21 protein-coding genes are annotated in these 26670 nt (G+C 57.3%); 14 read left to right on the top strand and 7 right to left on the bottom strand.

Annotation, left to right across the window (positions count from 1 at the left end):
• Positions 1 to 13: 13 nt before the first annotated feature.
• From AC2FJE_RS02165 to pyrH, 4 genes are all read right to left on the bottom strand, one after another.
• The gene (locus tag AC2FJE_RS02165) at positions 14 to 1222 is read right to left on the bottom strand and encodes a class I SAM-dependent methyltransferase (RefSeq protein ID WP_472723630.1); all 1209 of its coding nucleotides are present in this window, start codon (positions 1220 to 1222) and stop codon (positions 14 to 16) included.
• A gap of 69 nt (positions 1223 to 1291) precedes the next feature.
• Positions 1292 to 2716, bottom strand: coding sequence for a cryptochrome/photolyase family protein (locus AC2FJE_RS02170; RefSeq protein ID WP_496753796.1), 1425 nt, complete (start codon positions 2714 to 2716; stop codon positions 1292 to 1294).
• A 54-nt stretch (positions 2717 to 2770) separates the two neighbouring features.
• Positions 2771 to 3997 (bottom strand): aminotransferase class V-fold PLP-dependent enzyme, encoded by a 1227-nt coding sequence (locus AC2FJE_RS02175; protein WP_496753794.1) that lies wholly within the window; start codon positions 3995 to 3997, stop codon positions 2771 to 2773.
• A gap of 251 nt (positions 3998 to 4248) precedes the next feature.
• A complete protein-coding gene (pyrH, locus tag AC2FJE_RS02180; protein WP_109312162.1) occupies positions 4249 to 5001 on the bottom strand; it encodes a UMP kinase in 753 nt (250 codons plus the stop codon).
• Positions 5002 to 5098: 97 nt separating this feature from the next.
• On the opposite strand from pyrH, the gene miaA reads away from it, so the two are divergent.
• The 5 genes from miaA to AC2FJE_RS02205 all read left to right on the top strand — a co-directional run bounded on the left by miaA (position 5099) and on the right by AC2FJE_RS02205 (position 12827).
• The gene (miaA, locus tag AC2FJE_RS02185) at positions 5099 to 5992 is read left to right on the top strand and encodes a tRNA (adenosine(37)-N6)-dimethylallyltransferase MiaA (RefSeq protein WP_496753792.1); all 894 of its coding nucleotides are present in this window, start codon (positions 5099 to 5101) and stop codon (positions 5990 to 5992) included.
• A gap of 327 nt (positions 5993 to 6319) precedes the next feature.
• Entirely contained in the window at positions 6320 to 7990 is a 1671-nt protein-coding gene (locus tag AC2FJE_RS02190) for an ABC transporter substrate-binding protein (protein ID WP_282151047.1), read from the top strand.
• Between the two features lie 135 nt (positions 7991 to 8125).
• On the top strand, positions 8126 to 9172 hold the full coding sequence (locus tag AC2FJE_RS02195; protein ID WP_058274233.1) for an ABC transporter permease: 1047 nt from the start codon (positions 8126 to 8128) through the stop codon (positions 9170 to 9172).
• 12 nt (positions 9173 to 9184) lie between these two features.
• Positions 9185 to 10648 carry an ABC transporter permease gene (locus tag AC2FJE_RS02200; RefSeq protein WP_058273779.1) on the top strand — a complete coding sequence of 488 codons (1464 nt, stop codon included), beginning with the start codon at positions 9185 to 9187 and terminating at the stop codon, positions 10646 to 10648.
• 91 nt (positions 10649 to 10739) lie between these two features.
• The gene (locus AC2FJE_RS02205; protein ID WP_496753790.1) at positions 10740 to 12827 is read left to right on the top strand and encodes a dipeptide ABC transporter ATP-binding protein; all 2088 of its coding nucleotides are present in this window, start codon (positions 10740 to 10742) and stop codon (positions 12825 to 12827) included.
• Positions 12828 to 12889: 62 nt separating this feature from the next.
• On the opposite strand, the gene AC2FJE_RS02210 is transcribed toward AC2FJE_RS02205, so the two are convergent.
• Positions 12890 to 13471: a lytic transglycosylase domain-containing protein gene (locus tag AC2FJE_RS02210; protein WP_282118616.1), complete on the bottom strand. Its 582-nt coding sequence runs from the start codon at positions 13469 to 13471 to the stop codon at positions 12890 to 12892.
• A gap of 207 nt (positions 13472 to 13678) precedes the next feature.
• Between AC2FJE_RS02210 and ssb the strand changes: the two genes are divergently transcribed.
• Together ssb and AC2FJE_RS02220 are read left to right on the top strand one after the other, a co-directional pair.
• A complete protein-coding gene (gene ssb, locus AC2FJE_RS02215) occupies positions 13679 to 14191 on the top strand; it encodes a single-stranded DNA-binding protein (protein ID WP_496753788.1) in 513 nt (170 codons plus the stop codon).
• Between the two features lie 18 nt (positions 14192 to 14209).
• Positions 14210 to 15280, top strand: a complete 1071-nt coding sequence (locus AC2FJE_RS02220) for a site-2 protease family protein (RefSeq protein WP_496753784.1) — start codon at positions 14210 to 14212, stop codon at positions 15278 to 15280.
• Here the strand turns inward: AC2FJE_RS02220 and aroB are convergent, their stop codons facing one another.
• Together aroB and AC2FJE_RS02230 are read right to left on the bottom strand one after the other, a co-directional pair.
• A complete protein-coding gene (aroB, locus tag AC2FJE_RS02225; protein ID WP_496753782.1) occupies positions 15281 to 16393 on the bottom strand; it encodes a 3-dehydroquinate synthase in 1113 nt (370 codons plus the stop codon).
• Positions 16394 to 16981 (bottom strand): shikimate kinase, encoded by a 588-nt coding sequence (locus tag AC2FJE_RS02230; protein WP_058277741.1) that lies wholly within the window; start codon positions 16979 to 16981, stop codon positions 16394 to 16396. It abuts the gene before it with no gap.
• Positions 16982 to 17060: 79 nt separating this feature from the next.
• On the opposite strand from AC2FJE_RS02230, the gene AC2FJE_RS02235 reads away from it, so the two are divergent.
• The 7 genes from AC2FJE_RS02235 to AC2FJE_RS02265 all read left to right on the top strand — a co-directional run bounded on the left by AC2FJE_RS02235 (position 17061) and on the right by AC2FJE_RS02265 (position 26504).
• A complete protein-coding gene (locus AC2FJE_RS02235; protein WP_170557697.1) occupies positions 17061 to 17210 on the top strand; it encodes a hypothetical protein in 150 nt (49 codons plus the stop codon).
• Positions 17200 to 18723, top strand: a complete 1524-nt coding sequence (locus tag AC2FJE_RS02240; protein WP_496695213.1) for a hypothetical protein — start codon at positions 17200 to 17202, stop codon at positions 18721 to 18723. The genes AC2FJE_RS02235 and AC2FJE_RS02240 overlap by 11 nt, the downstream gene beginning before the upstream one ends.
• A 2-nt stretch (positions 18724 to 18725) precedes the next feature.
• The gene (locus AC2FJE_RS02245; RefSeq protein WP_496695211.1) at positions 18726 to 19679 is read left to right on the top strand and encodes a tyrosine recombinase; all 954 of its coding nucleotides are present in this window, start codon (positions 18726 to 18728) and stop codon (positions 19677 to 19679) included.
• A 63-nt stretch (positions 19680 to 19742) separates the two neighbouring features.
• Positions 19743 to 21053 carry an HlyC/CorC family transporter gene (locus AC2FJE_RS02250; protein WP_058273787.1) on the top strand — a complete coding sequence of 437 codons (1311 nt, stop codon included), beginning with the start codon at positions 19743 to 19745 and terminating at the stop codon, positions 21051 to 21053.
• 203 nt (positions 21054 to 21256) lie between these two features.
• Positions 21257 to 23674 (top strand): GcvT family protein, encoded by a 2418-nt coding sequence (locus tag AC2FJE_RS02255; protein ID WP_496753780.1) that lies wholly within the window; start codon positions 21257 to 21259, stop codon positions 23672 to 23674.
• Positions 23675 to 23705: 31 nt separating this feature from the next.
• Entirely contained in the window at positions 23706 to 24305 is a 600-nt protein-coding gene (locus AC2FJE_RS02260; protein WP_496695207.1) for a nucleotidyltransferase family protein, read from the top strand.
• A gap of 756 nt (positions 24306 to 25061) precedes the next feature.
• Complete coding sequence (locus tag AC2FJE_RS02265) at positions 25062 to 26504, top strand: Do family serine endopeptidase (protein WP_282118625.1); 1443 nt, start codon at positions 25062 to 25064, stop codon at positions 26502 to 26504.
• Positions 26505 to 26670 lie beyond the last annotated feature (166 nt).

Genomic DNA, 26670 nt, shown 5'->3' on the forward strand with positions numbered 1-26670 from the left:
TGAAGTCCGTTCCTTAACTCGGTTTCGCTATAGTGATCTGTGTCACATCGCAATTACCGGTGTCAAAGGCTGCTCCGCAGGCGGTCAAATAATAATTCCACATGCGGCGAAAACGCTCATCAAAGCCCATTTCCGAGATTTCGTCCCACTTGCCGTTGAACGTGTCATACCAGCGGCGCAGGGTCAGGTCATAGCTTTTACCGAATTCTTTCGATTTGACGACTTTCAAACCCGCCAGAGCAACTTGTTCCTTCAAAATGGAAGGCGCCGGAAGCATGCCGCCCGGGAAAATATATTTCTGAATGAAATCAATGCCGTTACGATAAACATCCCATCGATGATCCGCGACAGTGATAATTTGCAACGTCGCTTGCGCCCCGGGTTTTAATCGCTCACGCACAGTGTCGAAATACACAGGCCAGTACTTTTGACCTACCGCTTCGAACATCTCGATCGATGCGATTCCGTCGTACTGGCCACGCTCATCCCGGTAATCCTGCAATTTGAATTCAACCAAATTTGAAAGACCAGCATTTTCAATACGCTGCCTGGCAAACTTCAACTGCTCTTGACTGATCGTCAGACCTGTGACCCGCAGGCCACGCTCTTTTGCAGCGTATTCAGCAAAGCCGCCCCAGCCACAGCCAATCTCAAGAATGTGATCTCCGGGTTTTGCACCCATTTCATCGACCATGCTGGCGTATTTTGCGGTTTGCGCCTTTTCCAGACTTTCCTGCCCTGTTTCGAACAGTGCGCTGGAATAGGTCATCGTGTCATCAAGCCACAAACCATAGAAATCATTGCCCAGATCATAATGGTACGAGATGTTCTTTTTGGCCTGTGCCCGGTTATTGCGGTGCAACCAGAACCGCAGCCGCTCATACATCTGCACAAGGACTTTTCCGGTGAAATCGTCGTAGACCGTTTCATTACCCATATGCACCAGGTCCATAAAGGATCGCAGGTCCGGCGTGCTCCAGTCACCTTCCAGGTATGCGTCGGAAAAACCAAGTTCACCTTCACGGACCAATCGGGCAAAAACGTCTGGATTGTGGATATCCACACGCGCAACTGGCCCGGGTTTCGTGCCTTCGGTTCGGAAGACACGACCATCCGGCAGTCCGATATCCAATCGGCCAGACTGCATCCGGCTAACCATTTTGAATACTTGCACAAAGTATCTGGGCAGGTCTTTCTGCCCCTCGGTGGTCATCAAAGTCATCCGCTCTCCTCTGTGCGGCCGCGCAAACAGGCTAGGCCGAGTTTGTGTTTGTGGCAAGTTTTCAATTCGTTACTGGTTTTTTCGGCCCTCATAGGCCGCCAATGCACGCGTCCGACCGGCTGCCAAAGTGACAACGGGTTGCGGGTATGGGTCCTGTGGGCTGAGGTTCCATGACTTCGGAACCGCATCAAAATACGCCAGTGCTGTTGCTGGTGGATTGCTCTGCCCCTCGGCAATCCAATGCCGAACAAAGTCCGATTCCGGATCGAATTTTTCCTGCTGGGTTTGCGGATTGAAGATGCGAAAGAATGGCGAGGCATCCGGCCCCGACCCTGCAACCCATTGCCAGCCCATCGCGTTTGCCGCCGGATCCCAGTCGACCAGACAATCCGCGAACCAGTCCATGCCAATTTTCCAATGCGTCATCAGATGCTTGGTCAGGTAGCTCGCCACGATCATCCGGGCCCGATTGTGCATCCGCCCTGTCACATACATCTGCCGTAACCCCGCATCGACGCCCGGAACGCCGGTTTTCGCCTGCTTCCACGCGAGAACTTCGGGCTGCTCCGCATCAGTATTCCAGGGAAATCTATCCCACTCCGGCTTCCAATTACCGCTGAGCAAGGATGGAGTGTGATACATCAGGTGATAAGCAAACTCGCGCCAGACCAATTGGCGCAAATAGGGTTCGCCCCCCTGAACTCCCGTCATCCCGGCCCGCTGAACTGCGTGCCAGACACTGCGCGGGCCTATTTCACCTAAAGACAGATACTCGGACAGGTTAGATGTTCCGTCCAAGTCCATACGATCCCGGTGATCTGAATAGTCGGGGATGCGGTCCAGAAATTGATGCAACGCCTCAAAAGCTGCGGTTTCGCCCGGTCGGACATGGGGTGTGACCACGGATGCTCCGCGGCGCATCTGCGCGCCCAGATGCCAATCCTCAAGGTTTTCAGAAACGGGCCACATCGCGGGCGGTATGAGATGAGACACAGCGTTGTTTGGGGCCGGAACATCCCGGCTGCGCACTGAACGCCACATTGGAGTGAACACACGGAACGGCTGCCCTGTTTTCGTCGCCACTGTCCAAGGTTCGAACAAAAGATGGCCGGCGAAGGATTTAACCGTGATACTCTGGTCGGTCAGAGCCGTCTTGACTTTCGTATCTCTGGCAATGGCGTCTGGGTCATAGGCCCGAGACCAAAACACATCGCTTGCACCAGTTTCGACGACAAGCTGCTGCAAAACGGTCAGCGCATCCCCATGCCGCAGGATCAGGCGGCCGCCAGCCTGTTCTAGCGCCTGGGCAAAAGCCTTTAGGCCCAATCCAAGACGCCATTTCGGCGCTGCGCCCAAAGCCTGGACCGTGTGGTCCAGAATGAAAACTGGTATGATCGGTCGCCCGCTCTCAACCGCGGCGCTCAGTGCAGGGTGATCCGACAGGCGCAAATCCCGTCGGAACCACATTATGATCGGTGACTGCTGCTGTTCCATGTCCGCCCTGCTCTTTTCTTCTTTCTTCGGTTACGAAGCAGAGGCGGAATTGGATCACAAAACGTCGTCTAGTGCATTCAAAAGCTGATCAATTTCCTGTTGAGACGTATAGTGCGTGAAACTGACCCGCAGCACGCCCTGATCCGGATCAACCCCCATCGCGGTCAACGGGCGCACGGCATAGAAATCACCTCCGCCGGCCATGATTCCATATCCAGTCAGATCGGCGGCAACCGCTTCGGCATTGCGGTTCAGCGCCAGGGCCACAGTCGGCGCGCGGTGGCTGGCATCGGATGTTCCGATCAGGCGAACGGCGTTGCGGTCTTTGACCGCATCCAGAACTGGTTGCAGCAATGCGACCTCGTGCGAGCGCATCAGATCATGGGCGAATGAACCACGCTCGGCCGCTTCGCCGGTTGGCCCGCTATGATGGTCGCACAGCAGATCAATATAATCCGCCATGCCCGCGCTGGCCGCAATCTGGGCATGGTCCGGTCCCGCCGGAGTAAACCGTTGGTACAGCACGTCGCCGTTGAAATAGTGCCCCTGGTTCGGCAGCATCTCGCCCAGCGTACGCCGGATGACCATACAACCCTGATGCGGCCCATATGTTTTGTAGGCCGAAAACAGATAGATATCCGGCCCCAGATCACCAACATTCGGAAACCCGTGTGGTGCATAGGATACGCCGTCAACGCATACAAATGCCCCCGCCGCATGGGCAATCGCGGTAATCTCGGTAACCGGGTTGATCTCTCCGATCACGTTCGAGCAATGGGGAAAACACACCAGACGCACGTTTTCGTCCAACAAGTTTTCCAAGTCCATCGGATTCAACGACCCGCTTTCGGGATCAATCTGCCATTCGCGGATGTCGATCCCCTCGCCCGCTAGCCGCCGCCACGGACCTGAATTTGCCTCATGATCCTGATTGGTGACAATGATGGCCTCACCCGGTTGCATCCATTGGCGGAAAGCTTGCGCCAGGACATAGGTGTTCTGCGTAGTCGACGGGCCAAAGCTCAGCTCATCCGTCTCGACGCCCAATATGGCTGCCATGCGTGCCCGGGCTTCGTCCATTTCCTCGCCGGCAAGACGGCTGGCCTCATAGGGTGCATAGGGTTGCACTTTGCGCTGGGTATAATACCGCGTCAGGCGGTCGAGAACCGGCTTGCAAGTGTATGACCCACCAGCGTTTTCGAAGAATGCCTGCCCTTGCAGGCTGGGCTCGGAAAAGGCCGGAAACTGTGACCGGACAAAATTGATATCCAGAGTGCTCATGGCACGTCTCTCCTTGATCATGCGCGTTCATTCAAGAGGTGTCCGAGCATGATTTCGAAACCCTCAGAAATCATGGCAGGTCTTCCAGCCCAGTCCGCGCGATAGGCGCAGACAGCCCCCGCTACCGGTCCGGCGCGGGAACGCGGTCAAATTGCAAGGACTGAGATGGTTCGTCAAGCGTTCAGGTTTGCTAAACGCGCACAAAAAAGCCGGGCATCCAAACCCGGCTTTTAAGCAAACTGTAAAGCGGTTTAGCCCTGAACTTTGGTGTAGGTCCCCTCACCGGCCAAAATGCCCCGGAACCCGCCCGGTTCGTCCAGCCCGAAGACAATCAACGGCAGATTGTTGTCGCGCGCCAGTGCAATGGCCGACGCGTCCATGACCCGCAGGCGTTTGGCCAGAACATCATCATAGCTGACGGTGTCGTACCGCACGGCATCCGCGTGTTCCTTGGGGTCCTTATCATAAACACCATCGACGCCATTTTTACCCATGAAGATCGCCTGACACGCCATTTCGTTGGCGCGCAGGGTCGCGGCGGTGTCGGTGGTGAAATACGGGTTTCCGGTTCCGGCAGCAAAGATGCAGACCCGTTTTTTCTCAAGGTGGCGCACGGCGCGACGGCGAATGTAGGGCTCGCACACCTCATCCATGCGGATGGCTGAGATTACCCGGGTGAAAACGCCGATTTCTTCCAACGCGGACTGCATCCCCAGCGCGTTCATGACCGTTGCCAGCATGCCCATGTAATCAGCCGTAGTCCGTTCCATCCCCTGTGCCGATCCGCTGAGACCGCGGAAGATATTGCCGCCGCCAATCACCATGCAGATCTCGACACCCAAATCGTGCACCGATTTGATCTCTTGCGCGATGCGCTGAACTGTGGGCGGATGCAGGCCGAACCCCTGATCGCCCATAAGCGCCTCGCCCGAGATTTTCAGCATTACGCGATCATACCTTGCCTTTGTGATTTCGGCGGTGTCGGTGGTCGGGGAAATGGTCATGTTGCGCTCCGGGCTGGCACGGGTTTATTTTCAGGCGCAAAATGAAGCAAAACCGCCGCAGGTTCAATGCGATTGGTAAGGAATGAGGCAGTCCGAGATGACCGAACCCGCAAGATCGCAGATATTGGACCGCCTGCCCCCCATTCCTGATGGGAAACCTGTGTTGATTGCAGGCCCCACTGCATCTGGAAAGTCCGCCCTTGCCCTGTTGATCGCCGAGCAGTTCGGTGGCGTCATCGTGAACGCCGATGCCAGCCAGGTCTACGATTGCTGGCGCGTGATTTCCGCCCGCCCGTCGGCTGAGGAGGAAGCCCGCGCACCGCATCTTCTGTACGGACATATCTCATGTGACCAAGACTACTCCACCGGCCATTGGTTGCGCGAGGTGAAACCACTGCTGACCGGCGGCGCACGCCCCATCATTGTAGGGGGCACCGGCCTATATTTTTCTGCGCTGACCGAAGGTATGGCCGATATTCCACCTACACCGTCCGAAATCCGGGCCGAGGCGGACAGCCTGACCTTGCAGACTCTGATCGCGGGTGTGGATGCGCATACTCTAGCCCGGATCGACACACAAAACCGCGCCCGTGTTCAGCGGGCATGGGAAGTGTACAATGCCACCGGTCGAAACCTCAGTGACTGGCAAGACGCCACACCACCCCCGGTTTTGGACGTGAAGAACACAGTGCCCATCGTTTTCGACGTGGATAAACAATGGCTTTTGGACCGCATCACGCGCCGCTTTGACCTGATGTTGGACACCGGTGCATTGAACGAGGTTGAAAGGATGCGGGACCGCTATGATCCGTCGCTTCCGGCATTCAAGGCCATCGGAGTACCCGAGTTGATGGCCTATATCGACGGCACCATGACGTTGGATGAAACCCGCGAACGGGCCACGATCTCGACCCGCCAATTCGCCAAACGACAGCGCACCTGGTTTCGCGCCCGCATGAAAAGTTGGAATCGGGTCGACTTATCAAAGTGATACCTGATGCGGTTGAAGTCGCACTGATCGCGAACACACATGCAGAGAATTCGCGGCGAATCCACTGCCGCGAAACTGAACCTGCCAAGGGATTCCCCTGGGGCAAAAAAAGCTGGTAGCGGTAAACACCGCCCCTCAATGTCGTTTTTGTACCTCGAATGACGATTTCGAACATTGACCTCACCAAAATTCTGGTGCCGAATGTCGGTCATGGGGATGTCCGAAATCCGAGATCAGAAGACTAATGAACCTGCCGGCCGGAGCATTCCGGCCTGAGCGGTTCGCCACTTCATCCAAAAAAATACTGTCTCACAGGGAGTAACGTTAATGAATAATCAAACGATGACCGGAGCACCGATGCACTGGGCGGCAGAAATGCACGCACAGGAATATCGGGACGGCAAACTGAACCGACGCGAGTTTTTGACCCGCACCACGGGTCTTGGGGTCACCGCCGCCGCAGCCTATGGCATGATCGGACTGGCCGCCCCAGCGCGTGCGGCCGGAGAAGATGCAAAGAAAGAAGGCGGCACCCTTCGCGTTCAGCAGGAAGTGCGCGCCCTGAAGGACCCACGCACCTATGACTGGTCGCAGATCGCGAACGTCACCCGCGGCACGCTCGAGTATCTGGTCGAGTACAACTCGGACGGTACGTTCCGCGGCATGTTGCTGGAGGGCTGGGAAGTCAACGACGACGCAACCGTTTACACTCTGAAAGTCCGTCCGGGCGTCAAATGGAACAACGGTGACGACTTCACCGCGGAAGATGTGGCCCGCAACATCGGGCGCTGGTGTGACAAAAGCTCGGAAACCAACTCGATGGCAGGTCGCTTTGCGACACTGATCGATCCGGAATCTGGTCAGGCCATTGACGGCGCAATCGAAGTCGTCGATGCCAACACCGTCAAACTGAACCTGCCAGCCTCTGACATCTCGCTGATTGCTGGCATGGCAGATTATCCGGCGGCTATTGTACACAGCTCGTTCAGTGAAACCGATCTGCTCAACAATGTGGGCACCGGCGCATATCTGGTGCAGGAATTAGAAGTCGGCGTGAAAGCCACCCTCGTTCGCAACGAGAACCACACCTGGTGGGGCGAAGAGATCTTTGGTCGCCCGGCGCTGGACAGCATTGTCTACATTGACTACGGCACCGACCCGTCCGCTTGGCTGGCCGCGCTGGAATCCGATGAAGTCGACATGTTGTATGAATCGGTTGGTGAATTCATCGACGTGATGGATAGCCTCGGCTATGTGAAGTCCGAAGTTGTGACCATGAACACCATCGTCGTCCGCCCGAACCAGTTGGCCGAGATTGACGGGAAGAAGCCTTACGAAGACAAGCGGGTGCGTCAGGCTCTGCAAATGGCGGTTGATAACTCGATCTGTCTGGAACTGGGTTACGGCGGTCGTGGTTCGCCTGCGGAAAACCACCATGTTGGTCCGATCCACCCGGACTATTACGAACTGCCGCCGCAGAAGGTCGACCCGGAAGGTGCACGTGCGCTGATGGAAGAAGCCGGAATGATCGATTTCGAGCACGAGCTGATCTCGATCGACGATGACTGGCGCCGGAACACCACCGACGCGGTTGCAGCGCAGCTGCGTGACGCGGGTATCAAGGTCAAGCGGACCGTTCTGCCGGGCAACACGTTCTGGAACGACTGGGCGAAATACCCCTACAGCTCGACCAACTGGAACCACCGTCCACTGGGCGTGCAAATCTGGGCTCTGGCCTATCGTACCGGTGAAGCCTGGAACGAATTCGGCTGGGCAAATGCCGAGTTTGACGCGCTTCTGACCGAAGCGCTGGCCATCGCAGATGCCGACAAGCGCCGCGAAGTGGTCGCCAAGGGTGAGGCGATGATCCAGGAAGAAGGCGTGACCATTCAGCCATACTGGCGTTCGCTGTATCGCCACATGAAGGACGGGCTTGTCGGCACCGACATGCACGTTTCCTTCGAGCATCACCACTATAAGTGGGGCTGGGCGGCCTAAAACCTGCCAGACGTTAATGGGGGCGCCTGAACAGGGCGCCCCTTTCCAGCCGCAGACAGGCCGACACGGGGTCGGATGTCCGAGGCCAGACAATGGTCCAATGATCTGCGGAACACCCGAACAACAGGGGCCATCATGGGACTATTCATCCTCCGACGGTTCGGCGTCATGCTTCTTACTGCATTGTGCCTGACTTTCGTGGTCTTCTTTCTGACCAACCTCTACCCGAACCTGGAAAAGCTTGCGAAAACGCAGGGCAACCAGCGGATGTCCGACGAACAGGTTGAGACCTGGTTGGACAATCGCGGCTATCTGCAACCGACGCTAGTCAAATACGGTCAATGGCTGGGGGTTTTGCCAGGCTATACCAAGACACTTGATGACGGCACGTTCCTTGGAACGTGTACCCGACCGGGGTCAACCGAGGAAACGACCTCCAGATATTGCGGTGTTTTGCAGGGCGACTGGGGCTATTCCAGCGTGTTCAAAGACGAGGTCGGCACCATTGTTGGCAAACGCCTGGGCAACACCGGCTATCTGATGTTTTGGGTTTTGGTCCTGATGGTGCCATCCGCGCTACTGGTCGGAGTATTGGCCGGGATGCGCGAAGGATCAGCACTGGACCGGTCCCTCTCTACCTTCTCAATCATCACGACGGCGACGCCAGAATACGTATCAGGCGTGATCTTCATCGCTATCTTCACCTCGTCCACCGTGGGCCTGAAATGGTTCAAGGGCACTGCGACGCAAGCGATGGACAATCCGACCTTTGAGAACTTCTTTCTGCCGGTTCTGACCATTGCGCTTTACGGGATGGGCTATATCGCCCGGATGACCCGCGCTTCGATGACCGAGGTGATGACCGCACAATATATCCGTACCGCGCGTCTCAAGGGTGTTTCCTTTGGCAACATCGTTATGAAGCACGCGCTGCGCAACGCTCTGATCGCCCCCTTTACCGTCATCATGCTGCAGTTCCCATGGCTGCTGAATGGCGTGGTGATTGTTGAAACCCTGTTTAACTACAAGGGTTTCGGCTGGGCGCTGGTGCAGGCGGCGGGCAACAACGACATTCAGCTCTTGCTGGCGATTTCGGTCGTGTCGGTCTTTGTGGTGCTGGTGACGCAGCTGATATCCGATATCGGCTATGTCTACCTCAACCCGCGCATCCGAATTTCGTAAGGGAGATAGATCATGGAACCTCTTAGCTGGACCGGCTCTATCGCCATTCTAAACCCAATCTTGATGATCGCGCTGGCTGCGTTGGTCGTATCAATCGTCGTCTGGATCATCGGCAGCATCGTCCTACCCGAAGCCCCGTTGAGCTTGAATGCGGACGGAACGCTCAGCTCGGGCACAGGACTGCGGGGATTGACCCAATCAGCCTTGAGATACAGTTTTTTCGCCTGTGTCGTCCTTGCGCTGGCGTATATCGTGCTTGGCATCCTCATGGGTACCAGTGCCGGGATCGTCGGCGCGATCTCACAGCAATTTCTGCCTGTGTGGTTGTCGCTGATCATCCTGTTTGCAATGTCGATCGCATTCAAACGACGCCTCGGGCTGTACGGCAAACTGTTCGACAGCCCCATTGGCATGATCGGCTTCGGCCTAGTGATGTTTTGGGTCTTCACCGGGATCTTCGGTGCGCTGGATCTGATCATCACACATGACCCGCTGAGTCAGGTCTCTGGCATGAAGAACAAAGTGCCCGGAACGCCCCTGCAAAACCCTGAAGACGGCGAGTATGCCTGGTACCTTCTGGGCGGCGACAACCTTGCCCGCGACGTCTTTAGTCGCATGGTCAAAGGCGCATGGATCGTGGTGCAGATCGCACCGCTTGCGACCATGTTCGCATTTATGGTCGGGATCACTCTGGGTCTTCCAGCAGGGTACTACGGAGGACGTCTGGACACGTTCCTGTCCTTCCTTGCCAACCTGATCCTGGCTTTCCCGGTAATCCTGTTGTTCTACCTGCTGGTAACACCCGAAATCGTGGCGACAGGCGTGCCTAACTACATGGCAGCCGTTTTGTTCATATTCCCGATCTTGTTCATCGGCGTTCTGCTGAACTCGCGGTATTACACCCGCCCGAATTTCCGCACTCCGCTGTTGATCGGGGTTCTAGGTATCGCGCTGTGGCTTTATCTGTCACTGATTTCGACCGATGGCTACATCATCAACACCGATGATTACGGCATTTGGGGCTTGCCGACTTATCTGGACCTGTTCGATATCCCTGGCGGTATCCTCGTGGTGTTTGTTTCGGTTGTCTTCGTGAACTCACCCACCGTGTTCCGCATCGTGCGCGGTCTCGCGCTGGACATCAAAACACGGGATTACGTGGCTGCGGCACAGACCCGTGGCGAAGGCCCGTGGTACATCATGCTGTGGGAAATCCTGCCCAATGCACGAGGTCCGCTGATCGTCGATTTCTGTCTGCGTATCGGCTATACCACGATCCTGTTGGGAACCTTGGGTTTCTTCGGATTGGGGCTGCCGCCGGAAAGCCCGGATTGGGGCTCTACGATCAACGAAGGGCGCAAGCTGTTGTCGATCTATCTGCACCCTGCCCTTCCGCCTGCCTTTGCCTTGCTGTCGCTGGTTCTTGGTCTGAACCTGCTGGCAGATGGCCTGCGCGAAGAAAGCCTGAAGGACTGATGTGAGAGCGACCGGGGGCTTTGCCCCCGGACCCCCAGGATATTTTTAGCCAGATGAAGGGGATCCCCGGACTCTCGCGAGGAGATACAAGATGAACAAATTGGCGGAATATGACGGCCCAATTCTTGAGATCGACAAACTTTCGATTTCTTTCTTCACCCGCCTTCGGGAAATTCCCGCCGTGATGGATTTTTCGGTCAGCGTACAACCCGGCGAGGCTGTTGGACTGGTCGGAGAATCCGGTTGCGGCAAGTCCACTGTGGCACTTGGGGTCATGCAGGACCTTGGCAAGAACGGGCGGATTGTAGGCGGTTCGATCAAGTTCAAAGGGCGCGATCTGGCCGAGATGAGCGCGGATGAATTGCGCGATATTCGCGGCAATGAGATCGCGATGATCTATCAGGAACCGATGGCCTCGCTGAACCCGGCGATGAAGATCGGCAAGCAATTGATGGAAGTGCCGATGATCCACGAGGGAGTCGGCAAGGAAGAGGCCTATGCCCGCGCATTGGAAGTGGTAACGGACGTACGCCTGCCCGACCCCGAGCGGATGCTGAATTCGTTCCCCCATCAGCTGTCAGGGGGGCAGCAGCAGCGTATCGTGATCGCGATGGCGCTGATGTCGAAGCCGGCGCTGTTGATTCTGGATGAACCGACAACCGCACTGGATGTGACGGTTGAGGCCGCCGTAGTCGAGCTGGTCAGGGATTTGGGTAAGAAATACGGCACCTCGATGCTGTTCATCTCGCACAACCTTGGTCTGGTTCTGGAAACTTGTGACCGGCTTTGTGTGATGTATTCGGGTGAGGCAGTCGAGCGCGGCTCGATACACGATGTATTCGACGAGATGCAGCACCCCTATACGCAGGCGCTGTTCCGCTCGATCCCGTTGCCGGGGGCAGACAAGAACGCCCGCCCACTAGTGGCCATTCCCGGGAACTTTCCCCTGCCCCACGAACGCCCGTCAGGCTGTAACTTTGGCCCACGCTGCGACTATTTCGAAGAAGGCCGCTGCGACGCGCAGAATATTCTGATGGAGCCTGTACCCGGCAATGACCGGCACCACACACGCTGCTTGAAGTACAAGGAGATTGACTGGAACGCCCCGATCACTTTGGCCGACAAGAAAGAAAAAGGTGAAATCGGCCGCGTTGTCCTGAAAATGGACAACCTCAAGAAATACTATGAAGTAGCCGCCAATGCGTTGTTCGGGGGCGGTGAGAAGAAGGTGGTCAAGGCCAACGAAACACTTAGCTTTGAGGCACATGAATCTGAGACGCTGGCGATTGTGGGCGAATCCGGTTGCGGTAAATCCACCTTTGCCAAAGTTCTAATGGGGCTTGAAACGGCCACGGATGGACAAATCCTGCTAGACAACCGCAACATCGAAGATGTGCCGATCGAAGAGCGGGATGCCAAAACCGTGGGCGAAGTTCAAATGGTGTTCCAGAACCCGTTTGACACTCTGAACCCCTCGATGACCGTTGGGCGGCAGATCATCCGCGCGCTGGAAATTTTTGGCATCGGCAATTCCGAGGCTGAGCGAAAACAACGCATGCTGGAATTGTTGGACCTGGTGAAGCTACCGCGCGCCTTTGCCGATCGGATGCCGCGTCAGTTGTCCGGTGGACAGAAACAGCGCGTCGGTATCGCGCGCGCCTTTGCAGGCGATGCGCGGATCGTAGTTGCGGACGAACCTGTGTCGGCTTTGGATGTGTCTGTACAAGCGGCGGTGACCGACCTGTTGATGGAGATTCAGCGCGAACACAAGACAACCTTACTGTTCATCAGTCACGACCTGTCGATTGTGCGCTATCTCAGCGACCGGGTGATGGTGATGTATCTGGGCCATGTGGTCGAACTGGGGACCACCGACCAGGTGTTCTCGCCGCCCTATCACCCCTACACCGAGGCTCTGCTGAGTGCTGTTCCCATCGCGGATACGTCGGTTGAAAAAGCGCATATCGTTCTGGATGGTGATATCCCCTCGGCCATGAACCCGCCCCCGGGGTGCCCTTTCCAGACGCGCTGTCGCTGGAAATCCGAAGTGCCGGGCGGGCTGTGCGAGAAAGATGTGCCGCCGGTAAAAACCCTGGCGGACGGACATCAGGTCAAATGCCATCTGTCCGAAGAAGTTTTGGCTCGCATGGAGCCGGTCATCAAAATCGCGGCCGAGTAACGGCCCAAACGCAAAGAACCGGCCACAGCGCCGGTTCTTTTCTGATTTGGGTTGGTAGTTTATCAGCCGCCCCAGATCACTTTCACATAGTTCTGAGTTTCTTTGTAAGGTGGCACGCCACCGTGCTTTTCCACGGCTTTCGGACCGGCGTTATAAGCCGCCAGCGCCAGCCGCCAGGATTTGAACTTGCGATACTGCCACGACAAATAACGGGCCCCACCTTCCAGATTTTGCTTCGGATCATGCGGGTTCACACCTAAAAGGCGCGCGGTTCCAGGCATCAGCTGCGCCAAACCCAGTGCCCCTTTGTGAGACACCGCGTGCGGGTTCCATCCGCTTTCCTGTTGAACCAGTCGCAGGAATAGTTCTTCCGGAACACTGTGTTTCCGGGCTGCTTGCCGGGCCAGCGCCAGGTATTGGCCGCGATATTTACCATTATATCGCTTGATGACTTGAGTTGGCTGCGCTGTTTTGGGCTTCAGCCGTTCAGAGCCGCGGTATTGGGTGGCAGCGCGCGAGTCTAAAATCTTGGATTGTTTGAGGAAAATATCCTTACGGTTTTTGGTGGACAGGGTTTCTGCCGCAGCCGGAACCGAAACCAGCGCAAGGCACAGAACAGAAAAATAACCAACTAGAAAACGCATTTATGCCAATCCCGCTCGCTCTCGAACCCTAACGAGTATAGGTATTTCAGGCAAAAATGAAAGCATGGTAAATAGAACCTTCGGGATTTCTTGCCGACCGTTGCACAGATCAACTGTGTTTTAACCACGACGTAGGCCGTATAGGGTCGCCTAGAAACTTTGCGCCAGATTCGGGCGCTCTCGACACAGACAAGAACGGGGAAATATATGGCAGGTTCAGTCAACAAGGTCATTCTTATCGGCAATCTTGGCCGCGATCCTGAAGTTAGGAATTTCCAAAACGGGGGCAAAGTATGCAACCTGCGCATCGCCACATCCGAAACCTGGAAAGACCGCAATACTGGCGAGCGTCGTGAGCGCACCGAGTGGCACTCGGTCGCGATCTTCAACGAAGGGCTTGTCCGCGTAGCGGAGCAATATCTGCGCAAAGGCTCGAAGGTCTATCTCGAAGGGCAATTGCAGACCCGCAAATGGCAGGACCAATCTGGTCAGGACCGTTATTCGACTGAGGTTGTTCTTCAGGGGTTCGGCTCGACCCTTGTGATGCTGGATGCACGCGGCGAAGGCGGCGGAGGAGGCGGTTATGGCGGCGGGCAGTCAGGCAGCTATGGCGGTGGTCAGGCGGGCGGTGGCTATGGCGACCCCTATGGCGGACAGTCCAGCACCCCTGCCCCTGCACCTGCATCCGGCGGAATCGACGACGACGAGATTCCGTTCTAAGGCAAACGGAGACGAAACATGACATGGTCCTTCTCACTCGGCCGGGTACTGGGGTCGGAACTGAGGGTCCATGTCACCTTTTTTCTGTTACTGGGCTGGGTCGCCTTTGCGGCCTATTCCCAAGGCGGGGTGCCTGCCGCGATCGACAACCTGATCTTTGTTCTGGCGCTGTTTGCATGCGTTGTCGCGCATGAGTTCGGCCACGCGCTGATGGCGCGGCGCTACGGCATCAAAACCCCTGACATCACCTTGCTGCCTATCGGCGGGCTTGCCCGGCTCGAACGGATGCCCGAGAAGCCTATGGAAGAAGTCTGGGTCGCTCTAGCCGGGCCGGCAGTGAATATTGTAATCTGGATCGTTTTGATGGCCATGGGGGCCGGAATGACGCTAGACTCTCTAACCCGGATCGATTCGACCAGTGCCGGACTGTTGAACCGGCTGGCCTATGTGAATTTGTTGCTGGCCGTATTTAACATGATACCGGCCTTCCCCATGGATGGCGGCCGGGTATTCCGCGCGCTTTTGTGTCTGAAGATGGACCGGGTAAAAGCCACACGTATCGCCGCCCTTGCGGGTCAGGTCGTGGCGGTGGCGTTTGGCTTTCTTGGGTTGAACACTGGTAACCCCCTGCTGGTTTTGATTGCCGTCTTCGTGTTCGTCGCGGCCAATGCGGAAAGCCACGATGTGGCCATGCGCTCAGTCGCGCGGCGGGTGCTGGCCCGCGACGCGATGATTACCGAGTTTCACGCCCTATCGCCCACCGACACGCTTGCAACCGCCGCACAGGCCGTCATTCACACCACGCAACACGAATTCCCCGTGTTGGGTCCGAATGGAGACCTGCTGGGCTTTATAGCACGCGGCACGCTGTTCACTGCCATGGCGCAAGAGGCACCTCGGTCAGATCTGGCAACTTCGATCATGGAAACCGAGATCCCGCGCGTTGAATTGACCACCGGCCTGGAAACCGTGCTGGAGAAACTACACAAGGGTGCTCCCGCCGTCGCAGTTTGCACCCAGGCCGGGACAATGGTCGGCTACATCACCCGCGAAAACATCGGTGAACTGATGGTGATCCGCGGACGGTGATCAGATCGTCGCCAATGCGTCTTCAAGCACGGACAACACAGCGTCCCTTGGGGCGTCCGAAGTGACGAACGCCTGCCCGATTCCGCGCGCCAGTATAAACCGCAACTGACCGTCGATGACCTTTTTGTCCTGCGCCATGAGATCAACCAGTGCCTCGGCACCCGGCAGATCTCCGGGAATGTCGGCCAGATCGGTTTTCATTCCCATTGCACGTAGGTGCGCCCGAACACGGCTCGGTTCCTCCTGTGAGCACAGCCCAAGACGAGAGGACAGCTCAAACGCCAGTGCACAGCCGATAGCGACACCCTCGCCGTGCAACAGGCGATCAGAATAGCCGGTGGCCGCTTCAAGCGCGTGACAGAAAGTGTGCCCAAGGTTCAGCAGCGCACGGTCGCCTTGCTCAGTCTCGTCGCGGGCTACGATGTCGGCCTTCATCTGAACCGAGCGTGTCACCGCCCGCACGCGCGCGGCCATATCGCCACCCGAAACGTCGGGACCGTTTCTTTCGAGCCATTCAAAGAACTCTGCATCGCCCAGCAGGCCGTACTTGACCACCTCGCCATAGCCCGACAGGAAATCCCTTTGGGTCATGGTGCCTAGAACCGAGGTGTCCGCCAGAACCAGAGACGGCTGATGGAATGCCCCAATCAGGTTCTTACCCTGTGGTGCGTTTATTCCGGTTTTTCCGCCAACAGAACTGTCCACCTGCGCCAGCAACGAGGTCGGTATCTGGACAAAACGGACACCGCGTCGCAAAACGGCCGCAGCAAATCCCGCAAGATCACCGATGACCCCGCCACCCAAGGCAATCACCACATCGCGGCGTTCTACCTTTTCCGACAAAAGCCATTCAACCGCGCGCTCGAAATACGGCCAGCTTTTGGTGGATTCTCCTGCGGGCAAGGCCAGCGAGGTCATCTTGATTCCAGCTGTTGCCAGGCCATCCCGCAACGCATTCAGATGTAACCCGGCCACGTTCTCATCCGTCAGAACGGCGACCTTGGGCCGGTGCAACAAGGGTGCAATCATCGTGCCGGATTGTGCCAGCAGGTCGGGCCCGATTTCCACGTCATACGAGCGTTCGCCCAGCTCTACATGTACGGTTTGGTGCATTTACTTCCGTTCCAATACGTCGGGGCGCGTCAACATCGACTCCACCACCCGGTCCACCATATTTTCAATCGAGGTTTCGCCATCGGACTCAACTGTCAGCCCTGCCTGCGCATAAACCGGGACGCGGGCCTCATACAAGGCGCGCAAGGTCGCATAAGGGTCGGCCGTGCGTAGCAACGGTCGTGTGTCCTTATGTTTGACCCTGTTCCACAACACCTTCAAGTCAGCCCGCAGCCAGACCGAAACCCCGCGTTCAGTGATCATCTGGCGGTTCTGATCGGAAAGAAAAGCGCCGCCGCCGGTGGACAAGATGCCTTTTTCCTCGTCCAGCAGGCGTCCGATGACCTGACTTTCCTTGGCGCGAAAGAACGGTTCACCATCACGCTCAAATATCTCGGGGATGGTCATATTGGCAGCCGATTCGATCTCGGCGTCGCTGTCGAGGAAGGGAACACCCAGCCTTGCGGCCAAAGCACGGCCCACAGCCGTCTTTCCGGCCCCCATCATGCCAACAAGAACGACGGTTTTGTGCAGTTCAAAGACCGCATCAGTACCTTCTGTGTGGGCGTTATGCTTAATTTCGCTCATTTCAACGTGAATGACGTGATCTTACGAAAAATGCCAGCTATAACTATGGCAAAAGACAAAATTGGGGCAGCGTTGAGCAATGGGCCGTCTGATCAAGTTCCTGATATATATTGTTTGCCTGTGTTTTGTCGGGCTGGTGGGATATGCGTATTTGGGTCCGATATTCGGGGTGGATTTCTCGGCCCCGCAAGACGAGATCCGAGAGCCGGTAATCCTGAATGTTGAATAAAGCCGCACTGGCTGCCTTATTGCTGGCTGGATCAGCGCAGGCGCAGCAGGCTCCTCTTTCTGTCATCGATTGGCTGACGGACCCTCCGGAAAACCTGCCAGGGACTGTCCTGTTGGAACCACCGGTCACGGAGACGGGCATTCAGCCGGATATCCAAGTCTCTCCGCTTGAGGCGCTGTCACAGCCGTTGGGGCTTGTGTCGTCGTCGGTGACCGGCCTGCCGGTGCACCTTTGGCAGAATAGTGATGCCGACCGGCTGGCTGAGCTGATCACCGATGTGCCGGTTCGCTATAACCCCGCGATGCAGCGATTACTGTTTACTCTGATCCTGTCAGAGGCTCGCGCACCAGCTGGTTCGGGTGCTGAAGAAACCCTGCTGCTCGCCCGCATCGACCGGTTGATGCAACTTGGTGCAGCCGACCCGGCGCAATCGCTGGTCCAATTGGCCGGTCCGACCGACACACGCGAAAGGTTCCAGCGCTGGTTTGACGCCACCCTGCTCACCGGGGACGAGGATCGCAGCTGTACGTCGCTGATCGCGAAGCCACACCTGTCGCAGGACTACGCCGCACAGATTTTCTGCAAGGCCCGACGCGGAGACTGGCCATCAGCCGCCCTAACGCTGGAAGCGGCGCACGCATTGCAGATATTGCCACCAGATGAGCTGGATGTGCTGGATCGCTTTCTCAGCCCCGAGTTGTTTGAAGAAGCCGAATACCTTCCGCAACCAGATGATCCCAGCCCACTGACCTTTCGCCTGTTTGAGGCGATCGGGGAACGCCTGCCATCGGCCCCTCTGCCCCGTGCCTTTGCGAATGCCGACCTGCGGGACGTAGCCGGGTGGAAAGCGCAGATCGAAGCGGCTGAGCGGCTGACCCGCATTGGCGCGCTGACCCCCAACCAGTTGCTGGGTCTGTATACCGAGCGCTCTCCGGCCGCGTCCGGCGCAGTTTGGGACAGGGTCTCGTCCGTGCAACGGTTCGAGTCTGCACTGGATTCGCGCAATCCCGACAAAATCGCCCGAGCTTTAAATACTGTGTGGACGCAAATGCGCCTGATCGGATTAGAGGTACCCTTTGCAGAATTGTTCGCAGAACGCCTGTCGCAGATAGAGCTGACGGATCCGTCGGCGGAACAGCTGCGCTGGCGTATCCTGCTGTTGTCCGAACTGTATGAAACAGCGGCCCTTTCTGTGCCCGGTCAATCCGACGAAAATCACTTTCTGGCGGCGTTAGCGCAAGGAGATCCGGGGCGCGCGCGCTCTCCTTCGCCTCTGGCGGATGCGGTTGCGCAAGGGTTTGCATGGGCTGCTCCGGTCCCGCCGAATATCGAAACGATGCTAAACAACGATCAGCTAGGTGAAGCGATCTTAGAGACCATGCAACGGTTCGCGCACGGGTCGCGCGGCAACCTAGTCGATCTGACAGCAGCCATTGCGACGCTGCGCCGGGTGGGCCTTGAGGACACCGCCCGCCGCGCCGCACTGAACTTGCTGATCCTGCAGGACCGCTGATCGTGGCGGCCCCGGCGACGCAGGACTTGTGGATTTCCACCTTTTTGCAAGCTCAGGCCGCCGAATTGGGGGCCGCGACCAATACGCTGCTAGCCTATGGCCGCGATCTGAAAGAATTCTCGGCCTGGCTGGAACGTCGAAAGACGGGTTTTCCCGACACACAAAGAGAACAAATCGAACATTACCTGATAGACTGCGACGTACAGGGCCTGTCCCGTTCCACGCGCGCACGTCGGTTGTCAGCGATCAAGCAACTGTTTCGGTTCGCCTTTGAAGAAGGTTGGCTTGAAGCTAACCCCGCCATTCAGATCAAAGGCCCCGGTCGGCAAAAACGGCTGCCCAAAACATTGGATGTCGCCGAAGTCGATCGTTTGCTTGAGGCCGCGCGCCGCACCGGTCGCAAGGATGCAGAACGGGTGCGCAACACCTGCCTGATGGAGGTTCTGTACGCCACGGGAATGCGGGTAACTGAATTGGTTTCGCTGCCGGTCTCCTCGGCCAGAGGTGACCCCCGGATGCTGCTTGTGCTGGGCAAAGGTGGCAAGGAACGGATGGTGCCTCTGTCCCCTCCGGCGCGCGATGCGTTGGCGGCGTGGTTGCTTGTCAGGGACGAGACCGAGGACAAGCAGGTTGCAGACGGTGCTCAGCGTTCCAAGTTCCTGTTTCCGTCTCGCGGCAAATCCGGCTTTCTGACCCGGCACAGGTTTTTCCTGCTGGTCAAGGAACTGGCCGTAGAAGGTGGCGTTTCGCCGGAAAAAGTGACACCACACACCCTGCGCCATGCCTTTGCCACGCATCTTCTTGCCAATGGCGCTGATCTGAGGTCGATCCAGACCCTGCTGGGCCATGCCGACGTGGCGACCACGGAAATCTACACCCATGTCTTGGACGAACGCCTGTCAGAGCTTGTGTTGCAGCATCACCCGCTGGCGAAAGACGGCGATGACGACGGCTAACCCCTTGATCCACAGCATACGCACCCCCATAACGGATGCAGTATCACGAACAACCAAGGACCGATGGAACCCTCTTCTGCTTCTCTGATCGACGGCGCATTCTGGTTTACCACAGGCGCCATCCTGCTTTTGCTTATCCTGTCGGGCTTTTTCTCGGGTTCTGAAACGGCATTGACCGCATCATCGCGCGGAAAGCTGCGTGTACAGGCTGACAAGGGTTCACGCGGCGCGCAAAAGGCGCTGGAAATCACGGACGACAACGAACGGCTGATCGGCTCGGTCCTGTTGGGCAACAACCTTGTCAACATCCTTGCCGCGTCGCTGGCGACTGCGTTGTTCACCCGGCTGTTCGGTGAAAGCGGCGTTGCGCTGGCAACGCTGGTGATGACCCTACTGGTCCTGATCTTTGCCGAGGTTCTTCCCAAGACCTACGCGATCACCAATTCGGAAAAGGCGGCCGCTGCCGTGGCACCGATCATCGGTGTCGTCGTGACGGTGTTTTCACCCATCGTTGCAGCCGTGCGCCTGCTGGTACGCGGTGTTCTGCGCCTGTTCGGCGTCCAGATCGACCCGGACAGCAACATTCTGGCCGTGCGCGAGGAAATCGCCGGAGCGTTGCAGCTTGGACATTCCGAAGGCGTGGTCGAAAAGGAAGACCGCGACCGTATCCTTGGCGCGCTGGATCTGGGCGATCGTACGGTTGAAGAGATCATGTTGCACCGCTCGAATATCGAGATGATCGATGCAGACGCCTCGCCCGAGGCCATCCTTCAGCAATGTCTGAAAAGCAGCCACACCCGCCTGCCCGTGTTTCGCGACGAACAGGAAAACATCGTTGGTGTCGTCCACGCCAAGGACCTGTTCCGTGCGATGTACGCCCATGCCGACGGCAGTGAGAACGCTGATAACCGACTGAAAGAATTCGACATCCTCAAGGTCGCGAACGACCCCTATTTTGTTCCGGAAACCACCACTCTGGACGATCAGATGCGCGAATTCCTGCGGATGCACAGCCACTTTGCGCTGGTGGTGGATGAATACGGTTCGCTGCGCGGGCTGATCACGCTTGAGGATATCCTCGAGGAAATCGTGGGCGAGATCGCGGACGAGTTCGACATCGACGAAGACGTATCCGTGACCCGAACCGAAGATGGGCAGTTTCTGGTCGAAGGGGCCACCACGATCCGCGACGCCAACCGCGCGATGGATTGGTCCCTGCCCGACGTTGAGGCAAATACCATTGCCGGTCTGGTCATTCACGAAGCGCAGATGATCCCAACCGTCGGTCAGGTCTTTTCCTTTCACGGCTTCCGCTTTGAGGTGACAAAACGTCAAGGCAACCGGATCACCGAATTGAAGGTTCGACCTCTCTGAGAACAACCCAAAAAACTGCAAGAATCCACCGGCGTTCTGATCCGAACGCCGGTTTTCTTTTGGACAACCACCGTACCCTTCCTGTTTGGGGTCGCCAGAAAGCGCTGAACCCGGATCGCCTTCCGCGACACTTTCCGTCGCTGAAGCTATTGCAAAGGCAGCTTTCCTATTGAGACTGACGGCATAGGCATCAGGAGACGTGCATGAAACTCACAACCCAAGTTGCAGTCATCGGCGGCGGAGTCGTTGGATGCTCCGTACTCTATCACCTGACCAAGCTGGGGTGGACGGACGTGATGCTGTTGGAACGCTCCGAGCTGACCAGCGGGTCGACCTGGCACGCGGCGGGCGGGTTTCACACCCTGAACGGCGACACCAACATGGCGGCGCTGCAGGGATATACGATCCGGCTGTATAAAGAGCTGGAAGAGATTACCGGCATGTCCTGCGGTCTGCATCATGTGGGCGGAGTGACGCTGGCAGATAATCAGGATCGGTTCGACATGTTGCTGGCGGAACGCGCCAAGCATCGGTTCATGGGGTTGGAGACGGAAATCGTTGGTCCGGAGGAGATCAAAAAGATCGCTCCTATCACAAACACCGACGGGATCATCGGCGCGCTTTATGATCCGCTGGACGGTCATCTTGATCCGTCGGGGACCACCCATGCCTACGCCAAAGCGGCCCGGATGGGAGGCGCTACGATCGAAACGCACTGCATGGTGCGCGAAACCATCCATCGCACCGATGGGACATGGGATGTGGTTACCGACAAGGGTACGATCCATGCCGAACACATCGTCAATGCCGGTGGCCTTTGGGCGCGCGAGGTTGGCGCGATGGCGGGCCTCTATTTCCCCCTACATCCGATGGAACACCAGTACCTGGTGACAGACTCAATCCCTCAGATCGAGGCGATCATCGACGCTGGCGGCGAGCATCCGCATGTGATGGATCCCGCCGGAGAAAGCTATCTGCGGCAGGAAGGGCGCGGGCTGTGTATTGGGTTCTATGAACAACCCTGCAAACCTTGGGCCGTCGATGGCACACCGTGGGAGTTTGGTCACGAACTGCTGCCCGACGATTATGACAAGATCACCGACAGCATCGAATTTGCCTACAAACGCTTCCCCGTTCTGGCCGAGGCTGGCGTCAAATCGGTGATCCATGGACCGTTTACCTTTGCGCCCGATGGCAACCCGCTCGTCGGGCCGGTGCCGGGCATGCGCAACTACTGGTCCGCCTGTGGCGTGATGGCCGGGTTCAGTCAGGGTGGCGGTGTTGGCCTGACGCTGGCGCAATGGATGATCGAAGGAGAGCCCGAACGCGATGTGTTCGCCATGGATGTCGCCCGCTTCGGCGACTGGATCGGGCCTGGCTATACGCGCCCGAAGGTGATCGAGAACTATCAGAAACGCTTTAGTGTCGCCTACCCCAACGAAGAACTGCCGGCCGCGCGTCCGAACCGGACCACCCCGATGTACGACATATTCAGCGATCTGGGCGCGGTTTGGGGTCAGCAATACGGGCTGGAGGTTGCGAACTATTTTGCGCAGGGTGACGAACCGGGCTTTGAGACGCCCTCATTCCGACGCTCGGATGCCTTCGAGGCGACTGGGCGCGAGGTGCGCGCTGTGCGCAATGGTGTCGGCATCAACGAGGTCCACAATTTCGGCAAGTATCGCATCACCGGCCCGGGTGCGCGCGACTGGCTGGACCGCATCATGGCTGGGCGCATCCCAAAGCCGGGGCGGCTATCGCTGACGCCGATGCTGTCTCCCAAAGGCAAGTTGATCGGGGATTTCACCGTTTCCTGTCTGGCCGAAACCGAATTCCAACTAACGGCGTCATATGGCAGCCAGGCCTTCCATATGCGGTGGTTCCTGCAGCATCAGGACGACGGCGTTACAATTGAAAACGTCAGCGATCGTCTAAACGGTTTTCAGATCGCAGGCCCAAAGGCGACTGAGGTTCTGGCCGCCTGTACCCCTACGGACATCTCGGACCTCAGGTTCCTTGATGTTCGTCGCATGACCATCGGTATGACCGACTGCACCGTTCAAAGGGTCAGCTACACGGGCGATCTGGGGTACGAAATCTACTGTGATCCGATGGCCCAACGGCAATTGTGGTGGACCCTTTGGCAGGCTGGCCAGCCCCACGGCATGGTGCCCTTTGGCATGCGCGCGATGATGAGCCTGCGGTTGGACAAGTTCTTTGGGTCTTGGATGAACGAGTTCTCACCCGACTACTCTGCCGCGGAAACCGGGCTGGATCGCTTTATCGCCTTCACCAAGAACACGAACTTCATCGGTCGGACTGCGGCTGAACTGGAACGGACCGAAGGAACGGCGCGCAAGCTGGTCTCGTTCGAAGTGGATGCTGACGACGCTGACGTGAATGCCTATGAGCCGATCTGGCTGGATGGTGCGGTCGTCGGATTCTGCACCTCGGGCGGGTATTCCCATTACGCTGGCAAATCCATCGCTATGGGTTTCCTTCCCTCGGACCGTATACGTGACGGTTTGGAGGTCGAGATTGAGATACTGGGCCAGATGCGCAAGGCGCGCGTGATCTCAACCCCACTGTTCGACGGGGACGGTGAACGTATGCGGGGATGACAAAAGACGGCTACGGCGGCTATGTGAAGGTATGACAGACATTCCCATTATCCTTCTGGCCGCCGGGCAATCCCGCCGCATGGCTGGCACGGACAAGCTGATGCAAAGCGTCGATGGCATGCCACTGCTACGGCGATCCGCACAAACAGCGTTGCAGGTAGGCCCGGTGATAGTTGCGCTTCCGCCTGCTCCGCATCCTCGCCAGGACGCCTTGAAAGGTATGGATGTTGTTGCAGTTGAAATACCCGACGCTGATGAGGGCATGAACGCCAGTTTGCGCGGTGCTCTTGCGCATGTGCCCGCCGATGCCGGGGCTGTCATGGTTTTACTGGCAGATTTGCCGGAAATCACAGTTGGTGACCTGAAGCAGGTCGCAGATTCTGTCCAAGAATATCCAAATTTCTTGATCTGGCGTGGGGCGACAGCCACAGGAAAGCCCGGCCATCCGGTTGTGTTTGCTCGTCCGCTGTTCAAAGAGCTCAGGCAACTTACAGGCGATGAGGGCGCGCAGTCCGTTGTGCAGGCGCATAAGAATGCAGTGCATCTTCAACCACTACCCGGTCAAAACGCCCTGTTGGATCTGGACACTCCCGAGGATTGGGCACGCTGGCGGGCCGGGAAGGCCACATAACCGGCCTGCCAATATAGAAACGGCCCGGTCGATACCGACCAGGCCGCTTGCCCAAAACAGGACTACCACTTTTCACCAATCCTGAAAACGCTGCCAAAAATGCCTATGGCACCCTGGCTATTCCGCCGCTGAACCTAAACAAGACCCCCTCGTTAACATGCCGCTCAGCGTTTCCAGTGACTGTGACAAGCCGTTGGCACCCCCTAGTGCCTTCGGCTCCCCCTTCGCTTGGGCAAGTTCATCGTCACCCAAACGGTGCGCCCAAACAATGTAAAATTGGAAAGAACGGTTAATTTTTGGCGTCTCGGAATGGTTTTTGCGCAACATCCCGCCGAAGCGGGATCTACCTATAGATGATCAATCAACTGCACGCCTTAGGTCACATCGGACGTTATGTATATTCTTTATTGAGCATATATACAGCTTATCGGTAGCATACGCTTTTGATCTGTTCAGGTTGTAAAAACGAGCCACAACCAAGAGATGAGCGGTTTTTCGCCAAGGCCCTTCAGTGACCCTTTGTTACCAAAACTGATTCAATTCAGGATTATTCAGGATTTGACTTTCAAATTGGCAACAATGGCCGATTCGCGGCTAGCGATTCGCTACGCTTCCCTGCGAACCGTCGATATACAACGACCTGTTTGTGGCTAAATTAAGATATCTTAATCCTGAGCACAGGAAACTCACAGACTGATGCCTCATCTCCTCGGTTAACGCGCGCCTGCAATCGCGCGATATAAACAGGAGACTAAAATGAGCATCCGTAAATCCTCACTGCTTTTGCCACGCGCTACTGGCTTGGTTGGCGCATCCGCCCTTGGTGCAGCGCTGCTGGCCACGACTGCCTTGCCCTCGCTGGCCGACGAAGCCCTGGCCGATCTGGTCGAAGGCGTGTCGCCGTCGGTGGTGACCATCATCGCTGAACAGGACATCGTACCCGTACAAGCGCCGGGACAAGGCCAGAATTTTGATTTAGAAGACCACCCCTTTGGTGAGTTCTTCAAGCGCTTCGGCGCGCCTGAGGGCTTTCAGGCACCGCAGCGTGGACCATCGCAAGGCTTGGGATCGGGGTTTGTACTCGACGAAGCCGGGTACATCATCACCAACCACCATGTTGTCGACAATGCCTCGACCGTGACCGTCCGTCTGAGCGACGATCGTAGTTTCGAGGCCGAGATCGTGGGCACCGACCCGCTGACCGATATCGCCGTTCTGAAGATCGACGCTGGCGAAGCGTTGCAGGCCGTCGAGATCGGTGACAGCGACGTTATCCGCGTGGGTGAAGATGTCGTGGCGATCGGCAATCCGTTTGGCCTGCATTCGACCGTGACCACGGGCATCGTTTCGGCCAAGGGCCGCAACATCTCGGCCGGACCTTACGCTGAATTCATTCAAACCGATGCAGCCATCAACAAAGGCAATTCGGGCGGTCCGCTGTTCAACATGGAAGGCGAAGTGATTGGCGTTAACTCGGCCATTTACTCTCCTACCGGCGGTTCGGTTGGTCTTGGCTTCGCCGTGACCTCGAACATCGTTGAACATATCGCGGCCGATCTGCGCGATGACGGCCAGGTCAGCCGCGGCTGGCTGGGTGTTTCGATCCAGAATGTCAGCCCCGAGATCGCAGCAGCGATGGGTATCGACACCTCAACCGGCGCGCTGGTGTCGGATGTCGTCGCAGGCAGCCCGGCCGAGGGCGTGTTGGAACAGGGCGACGTTATCCTGACCTTCAACGACGAAGCCGTCGACTCCAGCAGTGAATTGCCGATCCTTGTGGGCACAACCAAAGTTGGTACCGACAGTGTCATGACCGTTCTGCGCGATGGCAAGGAACAGCAGATTGAACTGACAATCGGTCAGCATCAAAGCGCCTCGGCTGAGATCGACAAATCCGTGGACGAAGGTATCTCGGGCACTGCATTGGGCGTGACCGTCGCACCGCTGACCGACAGCAACCGTGCTCAGATGGGCGTTGCTGAGAATGTCGACGGCGTGGTCGTCACTGATCTGAAGCCAGACAGCCCTGCTGCCAAGGCCGGCCTGCTACGCGGCGACGTGATCGTGAAACTGGGCAGCCAGGAAACCGCATCACCTGACGCGCTAAAAGCCGCGCTGGACAGCGAAAAGACGGACCCTGCACTGGTGCTGATCAACCGAGGCGGAAACCAGATCTTCGTGGCGGTGGAAATCGCCTGACCCGAAGTCCGCGTACGCCATTTGATGGGGATTTCTGGCGTGCGCCTCCCTGGCGGATTGAATTGTCCGCATTCCGCCGGGACTGCCGGGTGCGCTGCAACGCACCCGGCACGTAATTTAAGCAAATCATGTGCTTTGCCGGATTTCTGTGTTTAAATCCCGCTAG

It is taken from the genome of Ruegeria sp. CDSC002 (assembly GCF_059610905.1).

Excerpts from the sequence above, each read along its gene's own strand:
- AC2FJE_RS02220 (WP_496753784.1), top strand. The coding sequence starts at position 14,210 with ATGACATGGTCCTTCTCACTCGGCCGGGTACTGGGGTCGGAACTGAGG.
- AC2FJE_RS02230 (WP_058277741.1), bottom strand. The coding sequence starts at position 16,981 with ATGAGCGAAATTAAGCATAACGCCCACACAGAAGGTACTGATGCGGTC.
- AC2FJE_RS02265 (WP_282118625.1), top strand. The coding sequence starts at position 25,062 with ATGAGCATCCGTAAATCCTCACTGCTTTTGCCACGCGCTACTGGCTTG.
- AC2FJE_RS02170 (WP_496753796.1), bottom strand. The coding sequence starts at position 2,716 with ATGGAACAGCAGCAGTCACCGATCATAATGTGGTTCCGACGGGATTTG.
- ssb (WP_496753788.1), top strand. The coding sequence starts at position 13,679 with ATGGCAGGTTCAGTCAACAAGGTCATTCTTATCGGCAATCTTGGCCGC.
- miaA (WP_496753792.1), top strand. The coding sequence starts at position 5,099 with ATGACCGAACCCGCAAGATCGCAGATATTGGACCGCCTGCCCCCCATT.
- AC2FJE_RS02255 (WP_496753780.1), top strand. The coding sequence starts at position 21,257 with ATGAAACTCACAACCCAAGTTGCAGTCATCGGCGGCGGAGTCGTTGGA.
- AC2FJE_RS02260 (WP_496695207.1), top strand. The coding sequence starts at position 23,706 with ATGACAGACATTCCCATTATCCTTCTGGCCGCCGGGCAATCCCGCCGC.
- AC2FJE_RS02195 (WP_058274233.1), top strand. The coding sequence starts at position 8,126 with ATGGGACTATTCATCCTCCGACGGTTCGGCGTCATGCTTCTTACTGCA.
- AC2FJE_RS02250 (WP_058273787.1), top strand. The coding sequence starts at position 19,743 with ATGGAACCCTCTTCTGCTTCTCTGATCGACGGCGCATTCTGGTTTACC.
- AC2FJE_RS02175 (WP_496753794.1), bottom strand. The coding sequence starts at position 3,997 with ATGAGCACTCTGGATATCAATTTTGTCCGGTCACAGTTTCCGGCCTTT.
- AC2FJE_RS02240 (WP_496695213.1), top strand. The coding sequence starts at position 17,200 with ATGTTGAATAAAGCCGCACTGGCTGCCTTATTGCTGGCTGGATCAGCG.
- aroB (WP_496753782.1), bottom strand. The coding sequence starts at position 16,393 with ATGCACCAAACCGTACATGTAGAGCTGGGCGAACGCTCGTATGACGTG.
- AC2FJE_RS02205 (WP_496753790.1), top strand. The coding sequence starts at position 10,740 with ATGAACAAATTGGCGGAATATGACGGCCCAATTCTTGAGATCGACAAA.
- AC2FJE_RS02210 (WP_282118616.1), bottom strand. The coding sequence starts at position 13,471 with ATGCGTTTTCTAGTTGGTTATTTTTCTGTTCTGTGCCTTGCGCTGGTT.
- pyrH (WP_109312162.1), bottom strand. The coding sequence starts at position 5,001 with ATGACCATTTCCCCGACCACCGACACCGCCGAAATCACAAAGGCAAGG.
- AC2FJE_RS02190 (WP_282151047.1), top strand. The coding sequence starts at position 6,320 with ATGAATAATCAAACGATGACCGGAGCACCGATGCACTGGGCGGCAGAA.
- AC2FJE_RS02165 (WP_472723630.1), bottom strand. The coding sequence starts at position 1,222 with ATGACTTTGATGACCACCGAGGGGCAGAAAGACCTGCCCAGATACTTT.
- AC2FJE_RS02200 (WP_058273779.1), top strand. The coding sequence starts at position 9,185 with ATGGAACCTCTTAGCTGGACCGGCTCTATCGCCATTCTAAACCCAATC.
- AC2FJE_RS02235 (WP_170557697.1), top strand. The coding sequence starts at position 17,061 with ATGGGCCGTCTGATCAAGTTCCTGATATATATTGTTTGCCTGTGTTTT.